The following is a 19721-nucleotide window of genomic DNA, read 5'->3' as shown; positions in this document are numbered from 1 at the left end:
TTTGCTAGCCTTTAACAGCAAACACTGATAACTGTTTACTGTTAACTGATAACTGATTTAATAAACTTTTACCCGACCATCACTAAGGATATCAAGAGAGCGATCGCCTGGATTCACCTTACCACGCCCCAATTCTACCCGTAATGTACCAGCATTTGGTTTAGAAAAAATTGCTTTTAGCGGCAATCCCTTTTCATCCCAGAACACAAGAGAAATATTTGACTGTTGTTCATTATCTAACTGGAATTTCTCTCCAGCTTGCAAGGGAATTGGCTTAGTTTCTTGCAGTTTCTCTAATTTCACCAAATTAGATGTAGTATTTACTACTTGTAATCGGATGCGTTGACCAGGTGTAAACTGAATGGGACGAATGCCACATTGAGAAGCACAGGTTTCAGCTAGTGAGGCATTGGGATAATTAGTAGATGCGACGAAAACAGTAGCGGCGACGAAAGCAACAGGCAGTATTTTTAACATAAAACACAGTGTATGCACTTAACTCAAATCCTACTCTACTGGTATCCTGTCAAGCCTCAGCAGATTTTCCCGAATTGCATATGTGAATGGTAACTACTGATAAATTTCTGAGTAAATTCCTGCTTAGAATGTTATCCAGAAAAATTTTAGATAGCAAGGAGCGTTCAGCATCCAATCATGTGAACGCTCTATGAAACCTACACTATGAGTCCATGACATTCAAAATGTTTTGCCTAGCCCCTTCGTCAAATCCACTCAACCAATCGTCAAAATCCTCGTGTTCTTGGTGGTCATCCTCATCTTCCCAATCATTAGGGGCTTCCCCACTTTCATCGTGCGTTGCTCTTGCTAGATTCTCCTGTTCGTAACAAAATAGTTGGTCATAAACTTTAATACGCTTATCCGGAGTAGGTTCATTTTTGAATTCCGTGAGTACCTGTATCACCTCTTGCCATCTCGCCAAGTTTTGTGTCATATCGGCTACAGTCCTTATTAAGGTAGTTCAAAAGTATTTACTACCTATATTCATATCATCAGGAATTAATTTGATTCCGGAAAGTGGATTTCAGCCCGTACAGTTTAAGTACGGGCTAATTTGAAGAAGCAATAATTTTAGGAATGCCCAAATTTTATGAGGTGTCCGTGCAGAATCAACCACATGATTAGCTCAACTAGTCTATCACACGCAAAAATTGGCATACTGCAATGCTCCTTTTTGAAAACAGTGTAACGAGGTAGCGATATATTGTTATTAGCAACCACAATGATTTTTGAGCGATATATCAGTGTGTACATAAAACCTCCTTATAATTTTGATTCAACGTACACAGCCAATATATGGTGAAGAAACGTACAAAATGTGTTCAGAAAATGTGTTGAAGTATGCTTGTAGTTGTCGCCGCACAATAACCCGATTGGAGCAGGCTGGCAAAAAAGATGGGTGAGATTGCAGAGTTTACTAACAATAGATCAACTCAACCATGATCGCTCTCGCAGTACACAGTCGTTGCTGTTGCCCACCAGATAATGCAGTCCCCTTAGCTTTTGGTAAACTAGAGACAACGCTAGGCAATAGCCTAAATCCATGAATACCCTCGACCAAGTGCTAGAAAATGCTTTGCAGCTGCCCTACGAACAGCAAGAAATGCTGATCAGAATTCTGCAAAACCGCCACAGCGAAAGTCGTCGTGCAGAAATAGCTGCTGATGCTCAAAAAACTTTGGCTGATTTCCATGCAGGCAAATTTCAACAGCAGTCAGCCCAGGATGTTGTTGAAGCATTGCGCCAGTCTTTGCAAGAGCCGGAAGCATGAGACTGCTGGTTTTAACTCCCAAATTCAAGCGAGCATTTCGTAAGTTTGTAAAAAGAGACGCTAACCTCCAGCAACGCATTGAAGACACTCTCCAACAATTGGAAGCAGACATATTTGCACCCGCCTTGGACACCCATAAATTGAGCGGTAAACTCGAAGGTCTTCAGTCCTGCTCTTGCGGCTATGATTGTCGTGTTGTTTTCTCCATTGAGCAAGATACAGAAACAAATCATGAAGTCATTGTTCTGCTCGACATCGGGACACATGATGAAGTCTATTAAGGGTTTCCCATAACTCAATTTGGGCAACCCTTGGCTTTTGGTAAACTAGAGACAACGCCAGTTCTGCTGAGTAAAGAGGTTAAGTTGCCGTGAAATCCACAGTGCGCGTCGTTCATAGTGATCCCGAAATCTTAGGGGGAACTACTGTTTTCGTTGGCACTCGTGTACCAGTGAAAACCTTACTGGACTATCTCGAGGCGGGTGATTCGCTCAACGAGTTTTTGGATCATTTTCCCAGTGTAAGGCGTGAGCAGGCGATCGCAGTTCTCGAATTGGCAAAGGAAATGCTGATTGCATATGCAAATCCTGCTTGATGAATGTGTGCCAAGACTTCCAGATGTTCGCAATGTACTGAATACGATTTCGCCAGGCGAAGTAATTGAGGTTGGGGGTTTCCCATACCCCAATTCGCAGAAGTTGTAATGTATCCTTAACCAAAACGTCCGCTGATATATTCCTCCGCTTCTTGTGTTTGAGGAGAACTGAATATTACCTCTGTAGGACTGAACTCGACTAATTTACCGCGACGTTTCCCCGCGTCATCAATTTCTGTGTTGAAAAAAGCCGTCCAATCTGCAACTCTAGAGGCTTGTTGCATGTTGTGCGTCACCATGATGATGGTGTATTGTTCCTTGAGTTCTAGGCAGAGTTCCTCTACTTGACGGGTAGAAATAGGGTCAAGGGCTGAACATGGTTCATCCATTAATAATACATCAGGCTTCATAGCGATCGCTCTGGCAATACACAGCCTCTGCTGTTGTCCACCAGATAGCGCTGTTCCCTTGGATTTGAGTTTGTCTTTGACTTCATTCCAAATGGCGGCGCGTCTGAGGGAATCTTCCACCAATTCATCAATATTACCTTTGTAACCGTTAGCCAGGGGGGCAAAGGCAATATTTTCGTATATCGTCTTGGGAAAAGGATTTGGTCTTTGAAAAACCATGCCTACTTGGCGGCGCAATTTTACCGAATTTATTTTAGGATCGTAAATATTGCGATCGCGGTAATTTAATCTCCCCTCGACTTTAGCACCAGGGATTAAATCATTCATGCGGTTAAAGCAGCGCAGCAAGGTACTTTTCCCACATCCTGAAGGGCCGATAAAAGCAATAATTTGTTTTTCCGGAACCTTCAAATAAACATCTAGCAGTGCCAGAAATCCACTGTAATAAACCTTCAATCCATCAACATCAAAGATAGATTTTTCTTTTTGGTTAATTGCTGTACCACCTAATTCACTTCTACGACTATTTGTCATTTTAATTTTCTCCTAATATCATGTATCGCAATAATTAGACAATGAGTTTTTGAGGAATGTTAACTGATAACTGATTACCTAGAAAAGCGCTGTCTAACATAAATAGCTACGCCATTGAGAGCTAAAATCAGTAGTAACAAAACAATAATTGTCCCTGCGGCTGCGTTAGCAAAACCCGGCTCCGGACGAGTGATGTAACTGTAAATTTGAATGGGTAACGCCATAAATCTCTCAAACAAACCAGGATTAAATGTGAGAAAACTCACAGCGCCAACCACAACCAAAGAAGCCGCATCACCAATTGCACGGGATACAGAAATAATCACCCCTGTTAAAATACCGGGGACAGCATAAGGTAAAACATGACTGCTGATAGTCTTCCATTTGGTGATACCTAAACCATAGGAAGCATTTCTCAGGGAATCTGGAACAGAACGAATTGCTTCTCTAGAGGTGACAATAATCACTGGTAAAGACAACAAAGATAACGTCAAGGCTCCAGAAATTAAAGTCGGACCAAACCCCAGGAGATAATTGAAAACTCCTAAACCCAGCAACCCATAGACAATAGAAGGGACTCCCGCCAGATTACTGATATTAATCTCAATAATCGCCGTCCACCACGTTTTAGGTGCATATTCTTCGAGATACAAAGCCGCTCCCACACCAATAGGAACAGAAATCGAAATCACGATAATTCCTAAAAGCATACTACTTACAATAGCAGGACGAATCCCACCATCTTCAGGAAACCGAGAAGGAGTTTCTGTCAAAAATCCGGGTGTAAAAAATCTTGCTAATCCCTCTCTTCCAATATCAAACACTAGCAAAGCTAGGACAAATAACCCAATTAGTAATCCTATTAAGAAAAGTATTTCAAAAACTTTTCCTACACTTTCTCTCTTTTCAATATTGTCAGTGAATTCTGTCCCTGAATCGAAAGCGTCATCTCGTTGATAACTAGCAGCCATGTTTATTACTCGTATTTTTCTTTAAAGCGGTTGGAAATCCAATAACTAGCGATATTCAAAACCAGAGTCAGCAGAAACAAAACAGCACCTACTGCATACAAAGTTTTGAAATTGAGACTACCACGAGGACTATCCCCACCAGAAATTTGTGCCATGTAAGCTGTCATCGTGGCTACTGATTCTGTCAGGTTAATCGTCAGTTTTGGCTGTAATCCGGCGGCGATGACGACAGTCATGGTTTCACCAACAGCACGAGAAATACCCAAAATAATCGAGGCTGTGATTCCAGAAAGGGCGGCTGGGAGGACAACTTTAAAAATGGTTTCTAGTTTAGTAATCCCTAAAGCGTAAGCCCCTTCCCGCAAAGAACGAGGAACGGCTCGGATTGAATCTAAACTAATAGAACCGACTGTAGGGGTAATCATGATTCCCATCATTAACCCTGCACTCAAAGCGTTAAAAATTTCGACTGGTAAGAAAGTCCGCAGCAATGGTGTCACAAACAATAGAGCAAAATAGCCGTAAACTACTGTGGGTACACCAGCTAAAAGCTCCACCGCAGGGCGCAAAACTGCTGCTACTTTGGGTTGAGCATATTCACTTAGATAAATCGCCGAAGATAAACCCAAGGGAATCGCCACTGCCATAGCGATCGCACTAGTCAAAAAAGTACCATTAATCAGTGGCCAAATTCCAAAATGTCTCTCTGCAAATAGGGGTGTCCATTTGCTGTCCAGAAAGAATTGAGCGAAGGAAACCTCTTGAAAGAAGCCGAAGGTTTCCTGAAAGATAATGATGACAATTCCCGTTGTAGTCAAAACCGAAACTAAAGCACAAGCAAATAGAATTGCCCCAACAATTTTTTCTTCGATATCATCAGCAGGATTTTTATCCAGTGATTGTCTAGATGCTTGATAAAAATCGTCTTGCGAATTTGTTACTGCCATATTATTTGGGTTTTTCTAAATAAAGTTGGTGATTGGCTCACCTGGTTTGGCTTTTTTGAATTTTGTTCCAGTTTCACCAGTGGCGAATTTACGTTTTACTTTGACGTAAGCTTCATCAGGTAGCGCTACATAACCCACGCTATCTACCCACTTCCAAGAATTTTCTATATAAAACTCGACAAATTCTTTGACTGATGGCTTCGTATCTAAGGATTTCTTACTGACGTAGATGAAGAGAGGACGAGACAAAGGTGTGTAGATATTTTTCACAACATTATCTACTGGTACTGGTTTTTCACACTTACCTTTGAGATTTTCCACCGCCACTAAATTCAGTTTTTCTTGGTTTTGAATGTAGTAAGATATCCCCACATAACCCAATGCTGAAGCATCACCTGCCACCCCTTGGACTAACAAGTTTTGATTATGACTAGGAGTGTAATCTGTACGTCCATTCTTGGCTTTACCAGTGACGGCTTGAGTCATATAATCAAATGTCCCAGTATCAGAAGCTGGAGCGTAAAGCTTGAGTTTTTGATCAGGAAACTTGGAATTAACTTGTTTCCAATTCAAGACTTTACCTTCTGATTTAGCACTCCAAATCTTTTTCAGTTCATCAATAGTTAAACATTTAGCAAAGTTATTTTGTTTGTTGGCAATTACCGCTATACCATCTAAAGCTATAGGTATCTCGACAAATTCAATCTTCTTGCTGCCACATTTTTTCAATTCTTCATCTCTAATAGTCCGAGAAGCACCAACGATATCAATATCGCCAGCACAAAACTTACTGAAACCTCCCCCAGTACCACTAGAAGCCACACTAACTGCGGCTGCAGATTTCACCTTTTGATATTCTTCTGCAACTGCTAAAGAAATCGGGAATCCTACGGCTGCACCGTCGATACTTACTTGACGCTTCTGTCCTGAACCACCGCCACAAGCAGTAATACTACTGCTCATAAGTAGCAAAGATGCTAGAAAAAAGCTACCTTTAAATCGACTATGAAAGTTCATAGATTATCTATTTAGATGTAGTGGTAATTTTTGAGTAGGGTGGGCATTGCCCACAAAAACCTGGATGTGGTGGGCAATGCCCACTAAAATACTTAAAGTTTTTCACTTATTAAATGAATTTACATCTTTAAGATTTCTTAGCAGCTTGTAGCTTGTCAAAAATTGCCCCATCCGTAAAAAACTTTTGCTGGATCAGATCCCAACCGCCTAAATCTTGAGCCGTGAATAATGTTTTAATTGGCGGATATTGTGATGCTACTTCTGCAATAGCAGTGGGGTTAACAGGACGGTATTGTAATTTTCCAAATTCCCGTTGAGCTTCTGTCGAATATAGGTAATCAAGAAATGCTTGCGCTACTGCTCGTGTACCGTGTTTATCAACGTTTTTATCGACTAGGGCGACAGGATTATCAATGGAAATGTTGATATCTGGTACAGTATGTGGTAGTTTCTGCCCATTTTTTTCTGACAGAATTACTTCATTTTCGTAGTTAACTAAGACATCTCCCTCGTTTTTTTGGAAAAATAAATCGCTAGCTTCACGAGCATCTTTCGTCAGCACGGGGATATTCTGATAAACTTTGGTGACGTAGTCTAATGCTGCTGTTTCGTCACCACCTGCTTGAGTTACAGAACCCCAAAAAGCCAAGAATTCCCAAATCGCAATACCAGAAGTTTTTGGGTTGGCGGCAATTATTTTCACGCCATCTTTTGTCAAATCTTCCCATGTTTTGATGTTTTTGGGATTGCCTTCACGAGTAACGATCGCCGCAACTGATCTACTCACAATACCATTGCGCGGAGATTTAATATTCCAACCTGGTTTAATCAACCCTGCTTGCTGAATTTTGCTCACATCTAAGGGAAGTGCTAGGTGTACAATATCTGCTTCCTGCTTCCCGGCAATAATCTCTGCTGTTTGCGCGCCAGAACCCCCATAACTTGTCTCAAAACTGACGTTTTGGTTGTGTTCTTGTTTCCACTTCTCCACAAATTTGGGAATTATCTGGTCGTGAGCTGCTTTAGTTACAGAAAAGGAAACGAGCTTAAGCTTAATATCAGAGTTGGTAACTGAATTGCTTCCAGAGCAGGCAGAAATTGCCATACTCAAAACAGTACCTACTATAAACAAAGACACAAAACTTTGTATAGAGCTTCTATTCAACCAACTTCCCAGAATTCTGCTATACAAAAAATTCTTCACACCATATCTGTGTATTCGCTCAATTAGGGATTTACCTAATTGTGTCATACCTTGCGAATTGCTCATCAGCAGTTACCCCTTAAACAACGGTATATCCGGCGGAATACCGTAATTGGAGGTATTATAGGGTAATGTAATAATATTTTCAATAGGTTTGATGTTAATAAATCTATGATTGGGGAATTAGGTAAAAATCAGTTACCAGTCGGTTCACTGATAACTGATAACTGTTTACTGATAACTGTTCCCTACTCTTGAGTGGCACTTTCCAGCCAAACCTCGACATCATCTGCTAGCAACTTCTGTGCAGCTTCTAGCATAGATGCGGCGATATCTTTTAGGTCTTCACGATTATTTAAATAAGTTTTCAGTGCATCCATTGGGTCGATGCTGCTACTTGCACTCAATTCGGGAATGCGGGGTCTGGCTAACTGACTTAACAATTCTGGTTGAATGCTGTAGGTGTGAGCAGCAGTTAGAGCAGTATGCAGCGAGGTGTTATCAATTAAATCAAGCTGTTCAGAGCGGAGTTTATAAATTAAGCGGACTACAGCATCTTGAATATCATATTTAGCGATCGCTTTCATTAAAGCTGCTTGAGGATCATCTGCTTTTGATATATCCACCTCAATTGTCCGGAAAGTCCTCACAGGTAAGGGACAAAATTCCCAATCCGCCTTACCCCGCTCCAATTCAACCATTACATAACCTTTGTCTTCCTTTTCTTCACTAAAATCCACTCGCTCAATACTTCCTGGATAAATCACCGGCGGGTTGTTGGATTTATTGAGATTTTGATGGCGGTGAACGTGTCCTAATGCCACATAATCAAAACAGGGACGCGTCAACAAAGATAGAGGTAAAGTGAAACCTTTACCCACCGCTAAAAACTTTTCTGCTCCCAAAGTCGCGTTATCAGCCATCAAATGCGCCAAAAGAACAGTTGGTACATTTGCATCCAGACGGCGAACTTCTCCTTCCAAAACAACTTGTAGCCGTTGGGTCAATAATTGGTTGACTTCCGCCATAGACAAACCTTCAGTTTCTTGGCGAGTCATCAGCGTCGAACGAGTCAACCAAGGTAAAGTAATTACTTGTACTAGTCCATTGCGGGTTGAGATTTGATGAGTAGTTAAAGTATCACCTACAACAAATCCCGGTACTCCCAAGGTGCGATAAATATTTAGACTTGCGCCTCCCTGTCCTTGGGAATGTTGGTCATGGTTCCCCACCAACAGCACTGTAGGAATATCTGCATCCACAAGACGACGAAACTGAGCCGCAAAAGCTCCTTGCACATAAGGCGGTGGTGTCGCATCAGGAAAAGCATCGCCACCAAATATTACCAAATCTACTGGTTCTGCGATCGCTCGATCAATACACCTAGCCAGTGTATTGACAAAATCCTCCAATCGTGTGTTCAATCCTGTTACCGGATTCATTCGTCCGTGGGAAAAACCGCTTCCCATGTGGATATCAGAGAGATGGAGGATTTTGATCATAATTTATCTCAAAGTTTACTTGAGTATCTAACGTTAAATTGTCATGCCAATCATAATATCGCTTACGAAAGTTTACATTTCAATAAACCAACCTCTCAGACCTTAATATCTAAATATTAAGATTTTTAAAGGTGTAATCAAGACGAATGGCAACCCTTGTATCAGTGATTGGTAACAAATGATTACATTGGCAAGAAAATTTACTTATAATATGAGTATTAAAACACAAGTTTATTCTTGTACAGCACTGCCATCAAAAGCGAATGAGTATTTTAGAACCTCAGAAAATCCAAGACAAAATCAATTATTGGAAGAAAAAACTGATTGGCGAATCCAACAAAAACCCGTTAGTTGATTTACGCCAAAATCAAAAAAGATTAGTTCCTCTTTTAAGAGACTCTTCATTTTTATATAGTCATTTTACAGGAGATGAGCCTGAATCATTACCAATTAGTGAACTGGAACCTAAGCAGACTGATGAAGACCCGTTAAAGCTTCTAGATGAGCTTCGTAAAGAGGCTAAATCAACCATTGAAGAGAAGGGTTTTAATAGTCTTTTTTTAGTCATTAATGCCTTAACATGGTTTAATACCGAAAATACTCATGAAAAATATGTTTCTCCTATTCTGCTTATTCCAGTGAGATTAGAAAAAATAGGTAGAAAGTCATTAGAATTTACTCTTCACCCTATAGATGATGATATTGCTGTTAATTTTACTTTAGTCAACAGGTTACGGGATTATGGTATAACACTGCCTGACAGTGATAGGGTTAAAGAATTGAGCTATAAAGATTTTTTCAATGAAGTTCGTAGTGCGATCGCTGCTAAACAACCCAACTGGGAAGTAAAAGAAACAGCACACATTACTTTGTTCCCGGATGCAAAAGCAGCAATGATTCAAGACCTGGAACAAAATCAGGAAAAGATAGCTAATCATCCCATACTGAAAGCTTTGGCTTCAAAAGAAACATCGAACAATATCAAGAGTACCACCATTTTTGAAGAGCCAGAACTTGATCAAATAGACCCTTCATTAATTTATCAGATACTTGATGCGGACTCCAGCCAGCAAGTAGTTATAGAAGCTGTCAAGGCAGGTTATAATTGTGTTATACAGGGGCCTCCTGGTACAGGAAAAAGTCAAACTATTGTTAACATCATCACTGAGTTAATCGGTCAAGATAAAAAAGTCCTTGTAGTTGCAGAAAAGCAAACTGCCTTAGAAGTTGTTTTTAAAAGACTAAAAAAAAGTAAATTAGAAAATATCTGTCTGAATTTACATCATGAAGTTACAAAAAAAGCCAAAGATTTATTCAATCAGCTAGTACAAACTTACGATGATCTTTCAGAAAGTAACGAAGCACAACAGGAAGATTGGGAAACCTTCTTTAAACCTTTACGCGACTATCGACAATTTCTCAACGATCATGCAAAAGGTTTACATGATAAAAAGCAACCACTAAAAAAGTCTGCTTTTAATTTGTATGGCGAAATTCGTAGGTTAGAAAGAGAAGACAAAGATATTCCTCAACTAGAGTTTAATTTCTCTAATTTGCAAGATTGGCCAGAAACTAAATTGTTAGATGCGAAAAAATTATTAGAAGAACTTGGTCAATTTGAGGCTATATTCCGGGGTAGACAAAAAACGCTATGGTCAAGTAGTCCCGTAAAATATCCTTGGTCGTCTGCTATATATCAAGATTTGCGTGGAAATCTTGACAGTTTTAGCGCTGGCATAAAACTGGCTCAGAATACTGTATCTTCATTGGTACAACTACTAAATATCAACGAAACAATTGAAAATTTGTATGATTTAGAAGAGTTACAACCAGCAGTTAATCATATCCTTAATGCTCCATCAAATATTGAAACTTGGTCATTGTCAATAGATTTAGATGATTTGGCACGGTTGTATTTAAACTTAGAAAAAGATATTAGGGATTATCAATCATTTAATTCCGATCTCAATTGTAAGTATGTGCGAGATTTTTTCACTTTCGATTTATTAAAAATCAGGGAAATTTTTGCAAAAAGATTTACGGGAATCTTTCGCTTTTTTAAACCAGCTTATTTGAAATGGCTATATGATAAGAGACGCGAACGTCAACGTCTAATTGCTCTTCGACAAGACCGCAAGCACATTTATGAGCAAGAGTTAATGAGAGATATTGAAAATGCGATTGAGCGCCAAAATATTTTAATTAAATTACAAGACCGCAACTACCAAGCACGTGAAGCTTTTGGTTCTTCCTTCCAGAAAGAAATGACGAATTTGCAAAATATCCAGCAAGGTCTTGAATGGTTGGAAAACCTAAATAAAAATCGCCTATTAGATAAAGAAACAGTAGGCGCAGTTCTTAATTCTAGAGAATGCTATCAGAAATTAGAAGAATTATTAAACGATTTGCAACTAGCCTTAAGCCAAATTCAAGAAGGCTGCAAATTCTTAAACAAACACTTTCCTAAAGAAAGACTAACAGCATTAGATGTATTGAAGAGAAGACCTCTAAATGAGATTGAAGATTTCCGAAGACAAGCCTATAATGAGCTTGATTTATTCCAACAATGGTTGGACTGTCAAGAAATTGTAGATAAATTAAAAGCTATTGGAACAGAGGAATTTTTAGCTAAACTACAAGACACTGACATTTTACCAGATAAGTGGTATTTGGTTTTACGGAAAGGCTTTTATGAAAATTGGCTGCGACACATACATGATGATAATTCCAAGTTGCGAAAGTTTAGCCAGAATTTGCACGAACAGAGAATAAATGAATTTTCAGAAAAAGATAAACAACAGTATGAGGTTGCAATAAAACGGTTGAGACAACTACATGCACAACGTTGCCAAGATTGGTTAAAGCAGCCAGAAGCACAGGCACAAGTAAGCAATCTCAAAGGGGAAATTAAAAAGAAAAGTAGACAACAAAACATCCGTCAATTTATCAAGAAGAATGCTCAAATTGTTACTACTATTAAACCATGTTGGCTGATGAGTCCTTTAGGGGTTTGTCAATATGTAGATGCAGACGCAGTGGAGTTTGATGTTGTTATCTTTGACGAAGCTTCTCAAGTTCGTACTGAAAATGCAGTATCGTCTATTATGCGAGCAAAGCAGCTAATTGTTGTTGGCGATAACAAGCAGTTACCGCCTACGGCTTACTTTGAAAGTGCAGAAGCCGATGATAGTGACGATGAAGAGGAAGAGATTTATGAAAATTTGCTAGATGAGTGTTCTAAATTATCAATTATGCTCACTCGTACTTTAAGTTGGCATTATCGTAGCCAAGACGAAAGCTTAATTACTTTTTCAAACCAAGAATTTTATAACTCAAAACTTATTTCGTTCCCTAACCCTGCAAAAGATACTAGCAGAGGCGTACATTTCCATTTTGTTAAAGGGGGAATATATGCTAATCGAGAAAATATTCGTGAAGCAGAGGAAGTTGCAAAGCTAACAGTGCAGCATTATCAGCAAAACTCTCAACAATCTTTGGGTATTATTACCTCAAGTAAACAACAAGCAAAAGCCATCAAGGAACAACTCAAACAAATCAGTATTAAACATCCTGAGATAGAAGAATTTTGTCAAGAGAACTCAGAGAAGTTCTTTGTTAAATCAATTGATGATGTTCAAGGTGATGAGAGAGATGTGATTTTACTAAGCTTTGGCTTTGGTTTTGATAACAAAAATTCCGGTCAGTTAAATCACAACTTTGGTTACTTCAGTAGAAAACAACAAGATTTAGGGAGACGAAGATTAAATGTTGCAATAACTCGTGCTAGATGTAAATTCGTATTAGTAGCTTCGATTCATCATCATCATATTATCGCCGAAAAAGGTGAACAAGCTGCGTTACTTAAGGATTATTTTGCATATGTTGAAAGTGGCGGTCAAAAACTAGCTAAAAAAGGTGATGACCTGTCTAACTTAGACTTACCTTTTGAAGAATATATATCTCAAGTTTTAACAGAAAGGGGATACCTAGTTAAGAAACGGGTAGGTCGTTCAGCTTATCCAATCGACTTAGTTGTGATGGATAATTCCAAACCCGAAAATGAAGAGTCTCTTCTGGGGATTGTGTGTGATGGCGGAACTTATAGTAAATATCCTACAGCACGCGATCGCGATCGCCTCCGCCAAGAAGTCCTAGAAAAATTAGGCTGGCGCATTTACAGAATTTGGTCTCGTGAGTGGGATCGCAACAGGGAAGAACAAATTAATCGGCTCATAGCGCATATAGAAAATCTCCGCAACCAGAAATAAATACAATTAGTAATTTACTGTTGAAAATAGGAATTTGAATAAGACTTGGATTGCCTATGATAATAGCCAAAATTGAAGAACTGTTAACTAAAATTCAACAGTTACAATCAATTATGATTGCGGTATCAACTGATTCATATCATAATCCCATTAGAGAGAAAGAAAAATTATACACAAAACTGTACAGAGAGATTGTTGACATCATAGAGTTTCTTGCAGAAGAAGGGGTATTAATCGAAAATCATAATCCTTGTAAGTCTCTTTCAGATTGGCGCGATCGCTGGTCAACTTTAGAAAGGGGACTTGCCTCAAAAGGAGGATATGTTCACGACCTATATAATACTACTTTCCAGCAAATTGATAATGTTTTGTTTCAGCACAATATTATAGGTAAATCTCAGCAACAGTTAGTTGATGAGTGGCAAATCTCACAATTTGAAAACCTGATAGCAAAGATTAAGAAATTGAAGGGAATTATGATTTCGGTTGCTATTCAGGGACGAACTGATGATCTAATTAAGGCTGAGGATGAGGATTATCGTCAACTCTACCGAGAGTTGACATTACAAATAAGTACTCTTCAAAAAATAGGTATACCTGTTACACATCCCAATAATTTTAGGTCACTTTGGCAATGGTATAATCACTGGTCATTCAATTTAGATAAATCATATGATGTACGAGAAAGATATATTGATGACCTCTATGAAAAAATTATCAAACCAATTGAGAGAAGCTTAAATAAATATCAAGACAATTCAATTTCTACTGAAGAGTTTCTTCAAGATTTACAGCGTCGTTTTCATCAAAAGATATCTGTTAAACCTAGCAATTCCTCTGTACCTAGTAAAAAAGTTAGTAGCAGATTAGAAGAACCTGATTCTAATTTAGAAATTTACCATCAACCAGAGGCATTAGAACAGATTTTTAATCCATTATCTATTGGAGTAAGTCAAGCTGTTAACGATCCTTTTCTTCCAAATTTAAATTTAACTTGGACATATGATAATGCCATGAATCCAGAAATATTTTTAGAACAGCAAGATGTTACACCATTAATTATGGCACTAAATCTCTTTGCTCTCAAGGTCAATGTAGCCAGTGATCGCCAAAATTTTTTAGAAAATGCTGGGGTTGATTTGGCATTTTTAAGTAGATTGAAATTTGATACTCAACCAGGTACATTTGCCCAATCATTAGTATCAGCATTTAAAAGTTATCAAATATCTCATAAAAGCTTTAACTCTCATCCATTAGTAAATGTGCTTAAGCATCTATGTGAATTAGCATCTCTGTATGGATTGAAAGACCAAGATATAGAATTATTTACTCGATTAGTCGAAAAAGGTCAGGAAAACTTTCGAGCTTTAGCTGTGCGTAACACAGTTGGTAGAATCGAATCACCCATCGGAAACGCCATAGGTACAGGGGTTTTAATTACGAAAAATTTATTACTAACATCTAATCATATTTTTAGTAAGAGCCAAGTGCAAAAAGCATGGGTGCGCTTTGGCTATACTGATGCAAGTTACATATCAGAAAAAAATATATTTGTGTTAGATTTGATTACTCATAATAGTCGCCTTGATTATGCTTTATGTGAAATCAAGAATCAAACACAACAACAAGCTCAAGCTATCTATAGTAATGGAAATTCTCTATTAAATAGTGGTCAAAAGATTCGTATTATTCATCATCCACAGGGAAATCCTGTAATAATCTCTGACTTAGGCGAGATTGTGCAAGTAGGAGAAGATTACATTGACCACAATCTAAAAACTGATAATGGTTCCTCTGGCGCACCTATTTTTAATTGCCAGTGGGAATTGATTGCAATTCATCAAGGAAATCCCGGTATAGGACGTACTGTGACTCCAGGTTCAACGGCAGGTATTCCCATTCGTGCTATTTGGAATCAGATTTCACCGCATTTGGGTTGATGTAGCAGAGGAATAATTTCATGAGCTTTTTCCAGAGTTTATCTGAAACTTTCAGCCGTGAGGCTCCAAAATATAAGACGCTTTCTCTACCGAAACATCGAGTTACAAGCAGGTTTATTTAGCATAGCTAATAATGACTCCATCGGTAAATTTATTAAGACGATGGGCAGATTTTCTGAATTGCTACCTGTGCCAGAACTTTCAAGCGTTATAAAGCTAGCAGAACCAATATATCGGGGTATTGAAGATTTACTCGATATTGGTGAGCGTCGGTTAGAACTAGGCTACCAACAAACATTTTCTGAAGCTGATGGAGGTGGTAGTAATTCACTCAAAGCTGGTTATTTTGCTGCAATTTTGGCGCAAGATAACAAGATAAACAACGATAATCTTTGCGTTGTCAATGATAGCCTGTGTCTTGGTTCACCTGGAACAACGAAAACTTTTGAGCGTGACGGCAAACCCCTAGAAGGTTATAGCTATATGCTGTTTCGTATAGAAAAGCGCACTGCTCAAGATTGGGAGTCCTTAAATACTATCAAAGAACTGGTTGAAAAAGCCCAACAAACTGTACTTGATGGGAAATATGAAGTAGTTAAAACAATATTTTTGCCTGCTATTAAGGCTGTAATTTACCAAAGTCCCGATGTTACAAAAGCTGACCGTAAACAAATGGTTCTCAAAATTGAGGATTTCTTACGGGAGTTGGGCTTACAGGCTATAAAAGTGCAAAAGAGATCGCTCTACTCAATCATGCAGCGTCCTTTACCACAAATTGACGCAGCAACAGAAGCGGAATTAGCAACTTTAGAGCAGCTTTTTGGGCAGAATAATTAATAAACTAGGCTTAGATAAGCACAGAGAAGCAGAGTAGAAAAGAGGAGCGAAAGCATTACTATCCACTCCCACTCTCTATTTTCTTCTAAATATGAATACCGCACTCAGTTTTACCCATACCCCGCCAGCGTCCAGCGCGTTCGTCTTCGCCTGCACCGATTTTGGTGGTGATAGGTTCATCGCCAATGCTGGGATAACCTTGATCGTGGAGAGGGTTGTAAATCACACCATGTTCAGCCACATAAACCCAACTTTCTTGCCGTGTCCAGGTAGCTAGGGGATTGACTTTTAAGCGTCCTTTGCCATCCAACTCAAATACGGGCATATTAGCACGGGTGACAGCTTGGTCGCGGCGACGTCCGGTAATCCACGCAATGGTGTTGAGTTCGTCTAAACCCCTCATCAGTGGTTCAATTTTGGTAACGTGGTGGAATTGGGTAATATCCTTGTCCCAAAGTGCTTCACCGTATTTAGCAGTGAAAGCTTCGCGGCTGTTGATATCTGGAGTTTTATAAGTTTGTAAATCTAGGTTGTAAACTTCTTTGGTTTTAGCAACTAGTTCTAGAGTTTGGGGGAAGTGGAATAGAGTGTCGAGAAAGATTACAGGGACTGGATGCTTCAGTTCACTATAAAGAATGTGGGTAATTATCATGTCATCCACGTTAAAGGCGCTGGTTTGCACCAGTCCTGTGGCGATATTTTCAATAGACCATGCCAGAATCTGTTTTGGAGTGGCAGTTTCAAATTTTTGATTTAATTGCTCTAGGTCAAAATTGCCTGTCTGATTTCTGGAAATCGTGGAAACTGTCATGATAATTTTCTACCCAAATGCTTTTTTATCTTTAATCAGATTTATTTTACTCTATTTAGGTACAGACAAAGGCACGTATCTCGCTCGGAAATCTGATATTTGTTTATTAATTACTTAGTAGCAATTGATGCTTAAGAATTTAATCGCCAGAGAAGATGCTTCCAGTAGCGTCATCATCTTGACTAGCTTTGGATGCAATGTTTTTTGCTTTAGACAATTTTGCCAATTTGGCTTCAGTGAATACCACAGTTCTTACTAAGAAAGTTTACGTAACTTTAACTTTTTCCGTAGTTATGTGGATATATAATACCACTATTGATATCGTTAATAGAATCTTAACCTTCAAAGGATTCTATAAAAATGAACAATTCAAAATCTCCAGAGCAATTTGGTAAATCTATTGTGATGGGCGCTTTAATAGTATTAACTAGCGCCAGTATAATCACTCTCATGAGTATGTTCTAAAATAAACCAGCCAAAGGTTAGCGTAAAAACTTTATTCATTCCCTCCCCGCAAGCCGCTATGTACGATGTATGGCATATAAGGAGGGTATAAAAATATTTTTATACCTCACTTCAAAAACTTTAACCCCTCAGAATTTTTTTGGTTTTGAGAGGTTAAATTTATCTGAGAGTTGTTGTGTACATCTCCTCAACTCACTGAAATCACAACTCCTGCACTTTCATTAGCTAACCTATCAACTGCAGACACGGCATAAGTTCCAGGTTCAACAGTGGCAAAGTTTGTCCCAGCAGATAAAACTCGTTGGAGTGTCCAAGCATCACCGCTTTGTCGATAAAGTGCCCAAGAACGCACCGACTGGTTATCACCGGATTGCCAACTGAGTTTACGGTTATTGACTTGCAGACTATTGGGTGGTGGCGGCGGTGTTGTATCGTTTTGCCAAGCTAAAGTTGGAGGTAGTGCGGGTTGATTATAAATTGCACTTTTAAATTTATCGGCAATGGCTTGACTATTTGTTCTCAAAACACTGAGATTGAAGAAAATATTCCCCAATGACAACTGTCCTGCCTCGCTGCGACTAATTTTAATTTGTTTTTCAATTTCATCACTCTCTCTACTCTTATTGCTTGGTTCTGTGAGATTGTTACCAGCGTAAATATGTCTTTGCTTTGTGTTTACCTGTGTCCACCATTTGAGTAATGCAGAATAACTTTGTTGTGTTTGATCGGTGCGCCAGTAAAGTTGAGGTGCAATATAATCAATCCAGCCTTGTTCTAGCCATTTCTTTGAGTCAGCATACAATACACTGTAGGCATCTAAGCCGGTAATTCCTGCTGGTTGTCCGGGCCGGTAAATGCCAAAGGGACTAATGCCAAATTTAACGTGGGATTTTGTGGCTTTAATTCCCTGAGATAAACGTAACACCATTTGATTGACATTTTCCCGTCGCCAGTCATCTAGACCCAGTCCACCACCAGTGGCTTTGTAAGCAGCATAGGTTTTACTGTCGGGGAAAGCTTGGTTGGCGATGGGATAGGGATAAAAATAGTCATCTAGGTGAATACCATCTAAGTCATAGCGACGCACAACATCGGTAATGACGTTGTAGGCCCTGTCTTGAATGATTTTTGATCCTGGGTCCATCCATAGTTGATTACCCCATTGGTAGACCACTTCGGGATTAGTTTTGGCTATGTGGGGATAGACATTTGACCCTTCTTTAAGACTAGTTTTGGCGCGGTAGGGGTTGAACCAAGCATGGAGTTCGATATTGCGCTTATGACATTCGGCGATCGCAAACTCTAACGGATCATATAACGGTGTTGGTGCTTTTCCCTGTGTTCCCGTAATCCAAGCACTCCAAGGTTCTAATTGAGAATTATACAGAGCATCTCCTTCTGGTCGCACCTGCAAAATCAGAGCATTGAAGTTGAGTTCTTGTAATTTTTTGATAATCTCAATCAGTTCGGCTTGTTGTTGGGCTACAGGTAGTCCCGCTTTCGAGGGCCAATCACTATTCCACACAGTTGTCACCCACGCACCCCGGAACTCTCGGCGATGACTGACTTTGACACTTCCTGTGGGTGTGGGTATGGGTGTGGGTGTCGGTATCGGTGTGGGTGTCGGTGTGGGTGTCGGTGTTCCATACACCACAAGGTAGGCAGATGGAATTTTTTGGGCTTCACCCAAATACACTAAAGCTTGATAGACAAAGACCACAATATCGGCGCGGGTGGCTGCCAGACTAGGATTGAGGATTTTGGCATTTGGAAAACTGGTGACGATTCCAGAACTAGTGGCAATAGCTACCTGATTTCTGCCATACCCAGGAATTTGAGCCGCATCTTGATAAATTTGTGGCAGTACTGATACGAGGTCTGGTTTGATTTTTGTAGCTATTTCCAAGCCTGTGACTAGGGAGAGTATAACTTCTAGCCTGGTAATCCGGTTATCGGGACGGAAGCGATCGTCCCCAAATCCGCTAATGAATCCTGTTTCGTAGGCTGTTTTAATTGCAGTAGCTGCCCAAAAATTAGCGGGAATATCAACAAAGGAGACATACTGACGCTTCTTGGGAACTTTGGGAAATGCCTTGGTGATGATAACCGCAAACTCAGCGCGGGTGAGGGAGTTATCAGGACGAAATGTGCCGTTAGGTAAACCAGTAACAATACCACGTTGGGCTAAAGCTGTAATAAATAAGCGTGCCCAATGGTTTTGAATATCCGAGAAGGGAGTAGTAGTAGATACCATTGTTGATTGCAGCTACCTGGCTTTGCTCATAATTTCCTTTGTTAATTTAACAACATTCGGGCGATCGCTGCTGCCATGTTGCATACCCACAACCTAGAATTCTGTATTTATCACCACTTTTCACCTAGAAAGACTCAATGGTTTTTTTACTAAAGCGATCGCTCAATATCCTTGCCA

16 protein-coding genes and 1 pseudogene are annotated in these 19721 nt (G+C 39.5%); 6 read left to right on the top strand and 11 right to left on the bottom strand.

All coding sequences use genetic code 11. From position 1 onward, the window contains the following. Nucleotides 1-57: 57 nt before the first annotated feature. The 3 genes and pseudogenes from CAL7507_RS01635 to CAL7507_RS33610 form a co-directional block, all read right to left on the bottom strand. Nucleotides 58-477, bottom strand: coding sequence for a hypothetical protein (locus CAL7507_RS01635; RefSeq protein WP_015126674.1), 420 nt, complete (start codon nt 475-477; stop codon nt 58-60). A 202-nt stretch (nt 478-679) separates the two neighbouring features. Next, nucleotides 680-952 (bottom strand): hypothetical protein, encoded by a 273-nt coding sequence (locus tag CAL7507_RS01630; protein ID WP_015126673.1) that lies wholly within the window; start codon nt 950-952, stop codon nt 680-682. A 460-nt stretch (nt 953-1412) separates the two neighbouring features. Next, nucleotides 1413-1522 (bottom strand): annotated as a pseudogene (locus CAL7507_RS33610) (ATP-binding cassette domain-containing protein); the annotation flags it as partial. A 39-nt stretch (nt 1523-1561) separates the two neighbouring features. Here CAL7507_RS33610 and CAL7507_RS01625 point away from each other — a divergent pair. The 3 genes from CAL7507_RS01625 (at nt 1562) to CAL7507_RS01615 (ending at nt 2384) form a co-directional block, all read left to right on the top strand. After that, nucleotides 1562-1789, top strand: coding sequence for a hypothetical protein (locus CAL7507_RS01625; protein WP_015126671.1), 228 nt, complete (start codon nt 1562-1564; stop codon nt 1787-1789). Further along, nucleotides 1786-2070 carry a type II toxin-antitoxin system mRNA interferase toxin, RelE/StbE family gene (locus tag CAL7507_RS01620; protein ID WP_015126670.1) on the top strand — a complete coding sequence of 95 codons (285 nt, stop codon included), beginning with the start codon at nt 1786-1788 and terminating at the stop codon, nt 2068-2070. Before CAL7507_RS01625 ends, CAL7507_RS01620 begins: the two co-directional genes overlap by 4 nt. An 89-nt stretch (nt 2071-2159) precedes the next feature. After that, nucleotides 2160-2384, top strand: a complete 225-nt coding sequence (locus CAL7507_RS01615) for a DUF433 domain-containing protein (protein ID WP_015126669.1) — start codon at nt 2160-2162, stop codon at nt 2382-2384. Nucleotides 2385-2500: 116 nt separating this feature from the next. Here CAL7507_RS01615 and pstB read toward each other — a convergent pair whose 3' ends face one another. The 6 genes from pstB to sbcD form a co-directional block, all read right to left on the bottom strand. After that, the gene (pstB, locus tag CAL7507_RS01610) at nt 2501-3328 is read right to left on the bottom strand and encodes a phosphate ABC transporter ATP-binding protein PstB (protein ID WP_015126668.1); all 828 of its coding nucleotides are present in this window, start codon (nt 3326-3328) and stop codon (nt 2501-2503) included. A gap of 74 nt (nt 3329-3402) precedes the next feature. Next, a complete protein-coding gene (pstA, locus tag CAL7507_RS01605; protein WP_015126667.1) occupies nt 3403-4299 on the bottom strand; it encodes a phosphate ABC transporter permease PstA in 897 nt (298 codons plus the stop codon). 5 nt (nt 4300-4304) lie between these two features. Further along, entirely contained in the window at nt 4305-5246 is a 942-nt protein-coding gene (gene pstC / locus CAL7507_RS01600) for a phosphate ABC transporter permease subunit PstC (RefSeq protein WP_015126666.1), read from the bottom strand. Between the two features lie 15 nt (nt 5247-5261). Next, on the bottom strand, nt 5262-6263 hold the full coding sequence (locus CAL7507_RS01595; protein ID WP_015126665.1) for a PstS family phosphate ABC transporter substrate-binding protein: 1002 nt from the start codon (nt 6261-6263) through the stop codon (nt 5262-5264). A 127-nt stretch (nt 6264-6390) separates the two neighbouring features. Next, on the bottom strand, nt 6391-7533 hold the full coding sequence (locus CAL7507_RS01590) for a sulfate ABC transporter substrate-binding protein (RefSeq protein WP_015126664.1): 1143 nt from the start codon (nt 7531-7533) through the stop codon (nt 6391-6393). Nucleotides 7534-7715: 182 nt separating this feature from the next. Further along, entirely contained in the window at nt 7716-8969 is a 1254-nt protein-coding gene (gene sbcD, locus CAL7507_RS01585) for an exonuclease subunit SbcD (protein WP_015126663.1), read from the bottom strand. Nucleotides 8970-9232: 263 nt separating this feature from the next. Between sbcD and CAL7507_RS01580 the strand changes: the two genes are divergently transcribed. The 3 genes from CAL7507_RS01580 to CAL7507_RS01570 are packed head-to-tail and all read left to right on the top strand — an operon-like array spanning nt 9233 to nt 16014. Then, nucleotides 9233-13237, top strand: a complete 4005-nt coding sequence (locus CAL7507_RS01580; RefSeq protein ID WP_015126662.1) for an AAA domain-containing protein — start codon at nt 9233-9235, stop codon at nt 13235-13237. Nucleotides 13238-13293: 56 nt separating this feature from the next. Next, a complete protein-coding gene (locus tag CAL7507_RS32595) occupies nt 13294-15177 on the top strand; it encodes a trypsin-like peptidase domain-containing protein (RefSeq protein WP_015126661.1) in 1884 nt (627 codons plus the stop codon). 57 nt (nt 15178-15234) lie between these two features. Continuing rightward, entirely contained in the window at nt 15235-16014 is a 780-nt protein-coding gene (locus CAL7507_RS01570; protein WP_015126660.1) for a hypothetical protein, read from the top strand. A gap of 85 nt (nt 16015-16099) precedes the next feature. Here the strand turns inward: CAL7507_RS01570 and cysH are convergent, their stop codons facing one another. Together cysH and CAL7507_RS01560 are read right to left on the bottom strand one after the other, a co-directional pair. Then, complete coding sequence (gene cysH, locus CAL7507_RS01565; RefSeq protein ID WP_015126659.1) at nt 16100-16825, bottom strand: phosphoadenosine phosphosulfate reductase; 726 nt, start codon at nt 16823-16825, stop codon at nt 16100-16102. A 652-nt stretch (nt 16826-17477) separates the two neighbouring features. Further along, nucleotides 17478-19544, bottom strand: coding sequence for a family 10 glycosylhydrolase (locus CAL7507_RS01560; protein WP_015126657.1), 2067 nt, complete (start codon nt 19542-19544; stop codon nt 17478-17480). Between the last annotated feature and the right edge of the window lie 177 nt (nt 19545-19721).

Source organism: Calothrix sp. PCC 7507 (assembly GCF_000316575.1).
GTDB lineage: Bacteria > Cyanobacteriota > Cyanobacteriia > Cyanobacteriales > Nostocaceae > Fortiea.
This window is presented reverse-complemented; position numbering and strand designations above follow the sequence as displayed.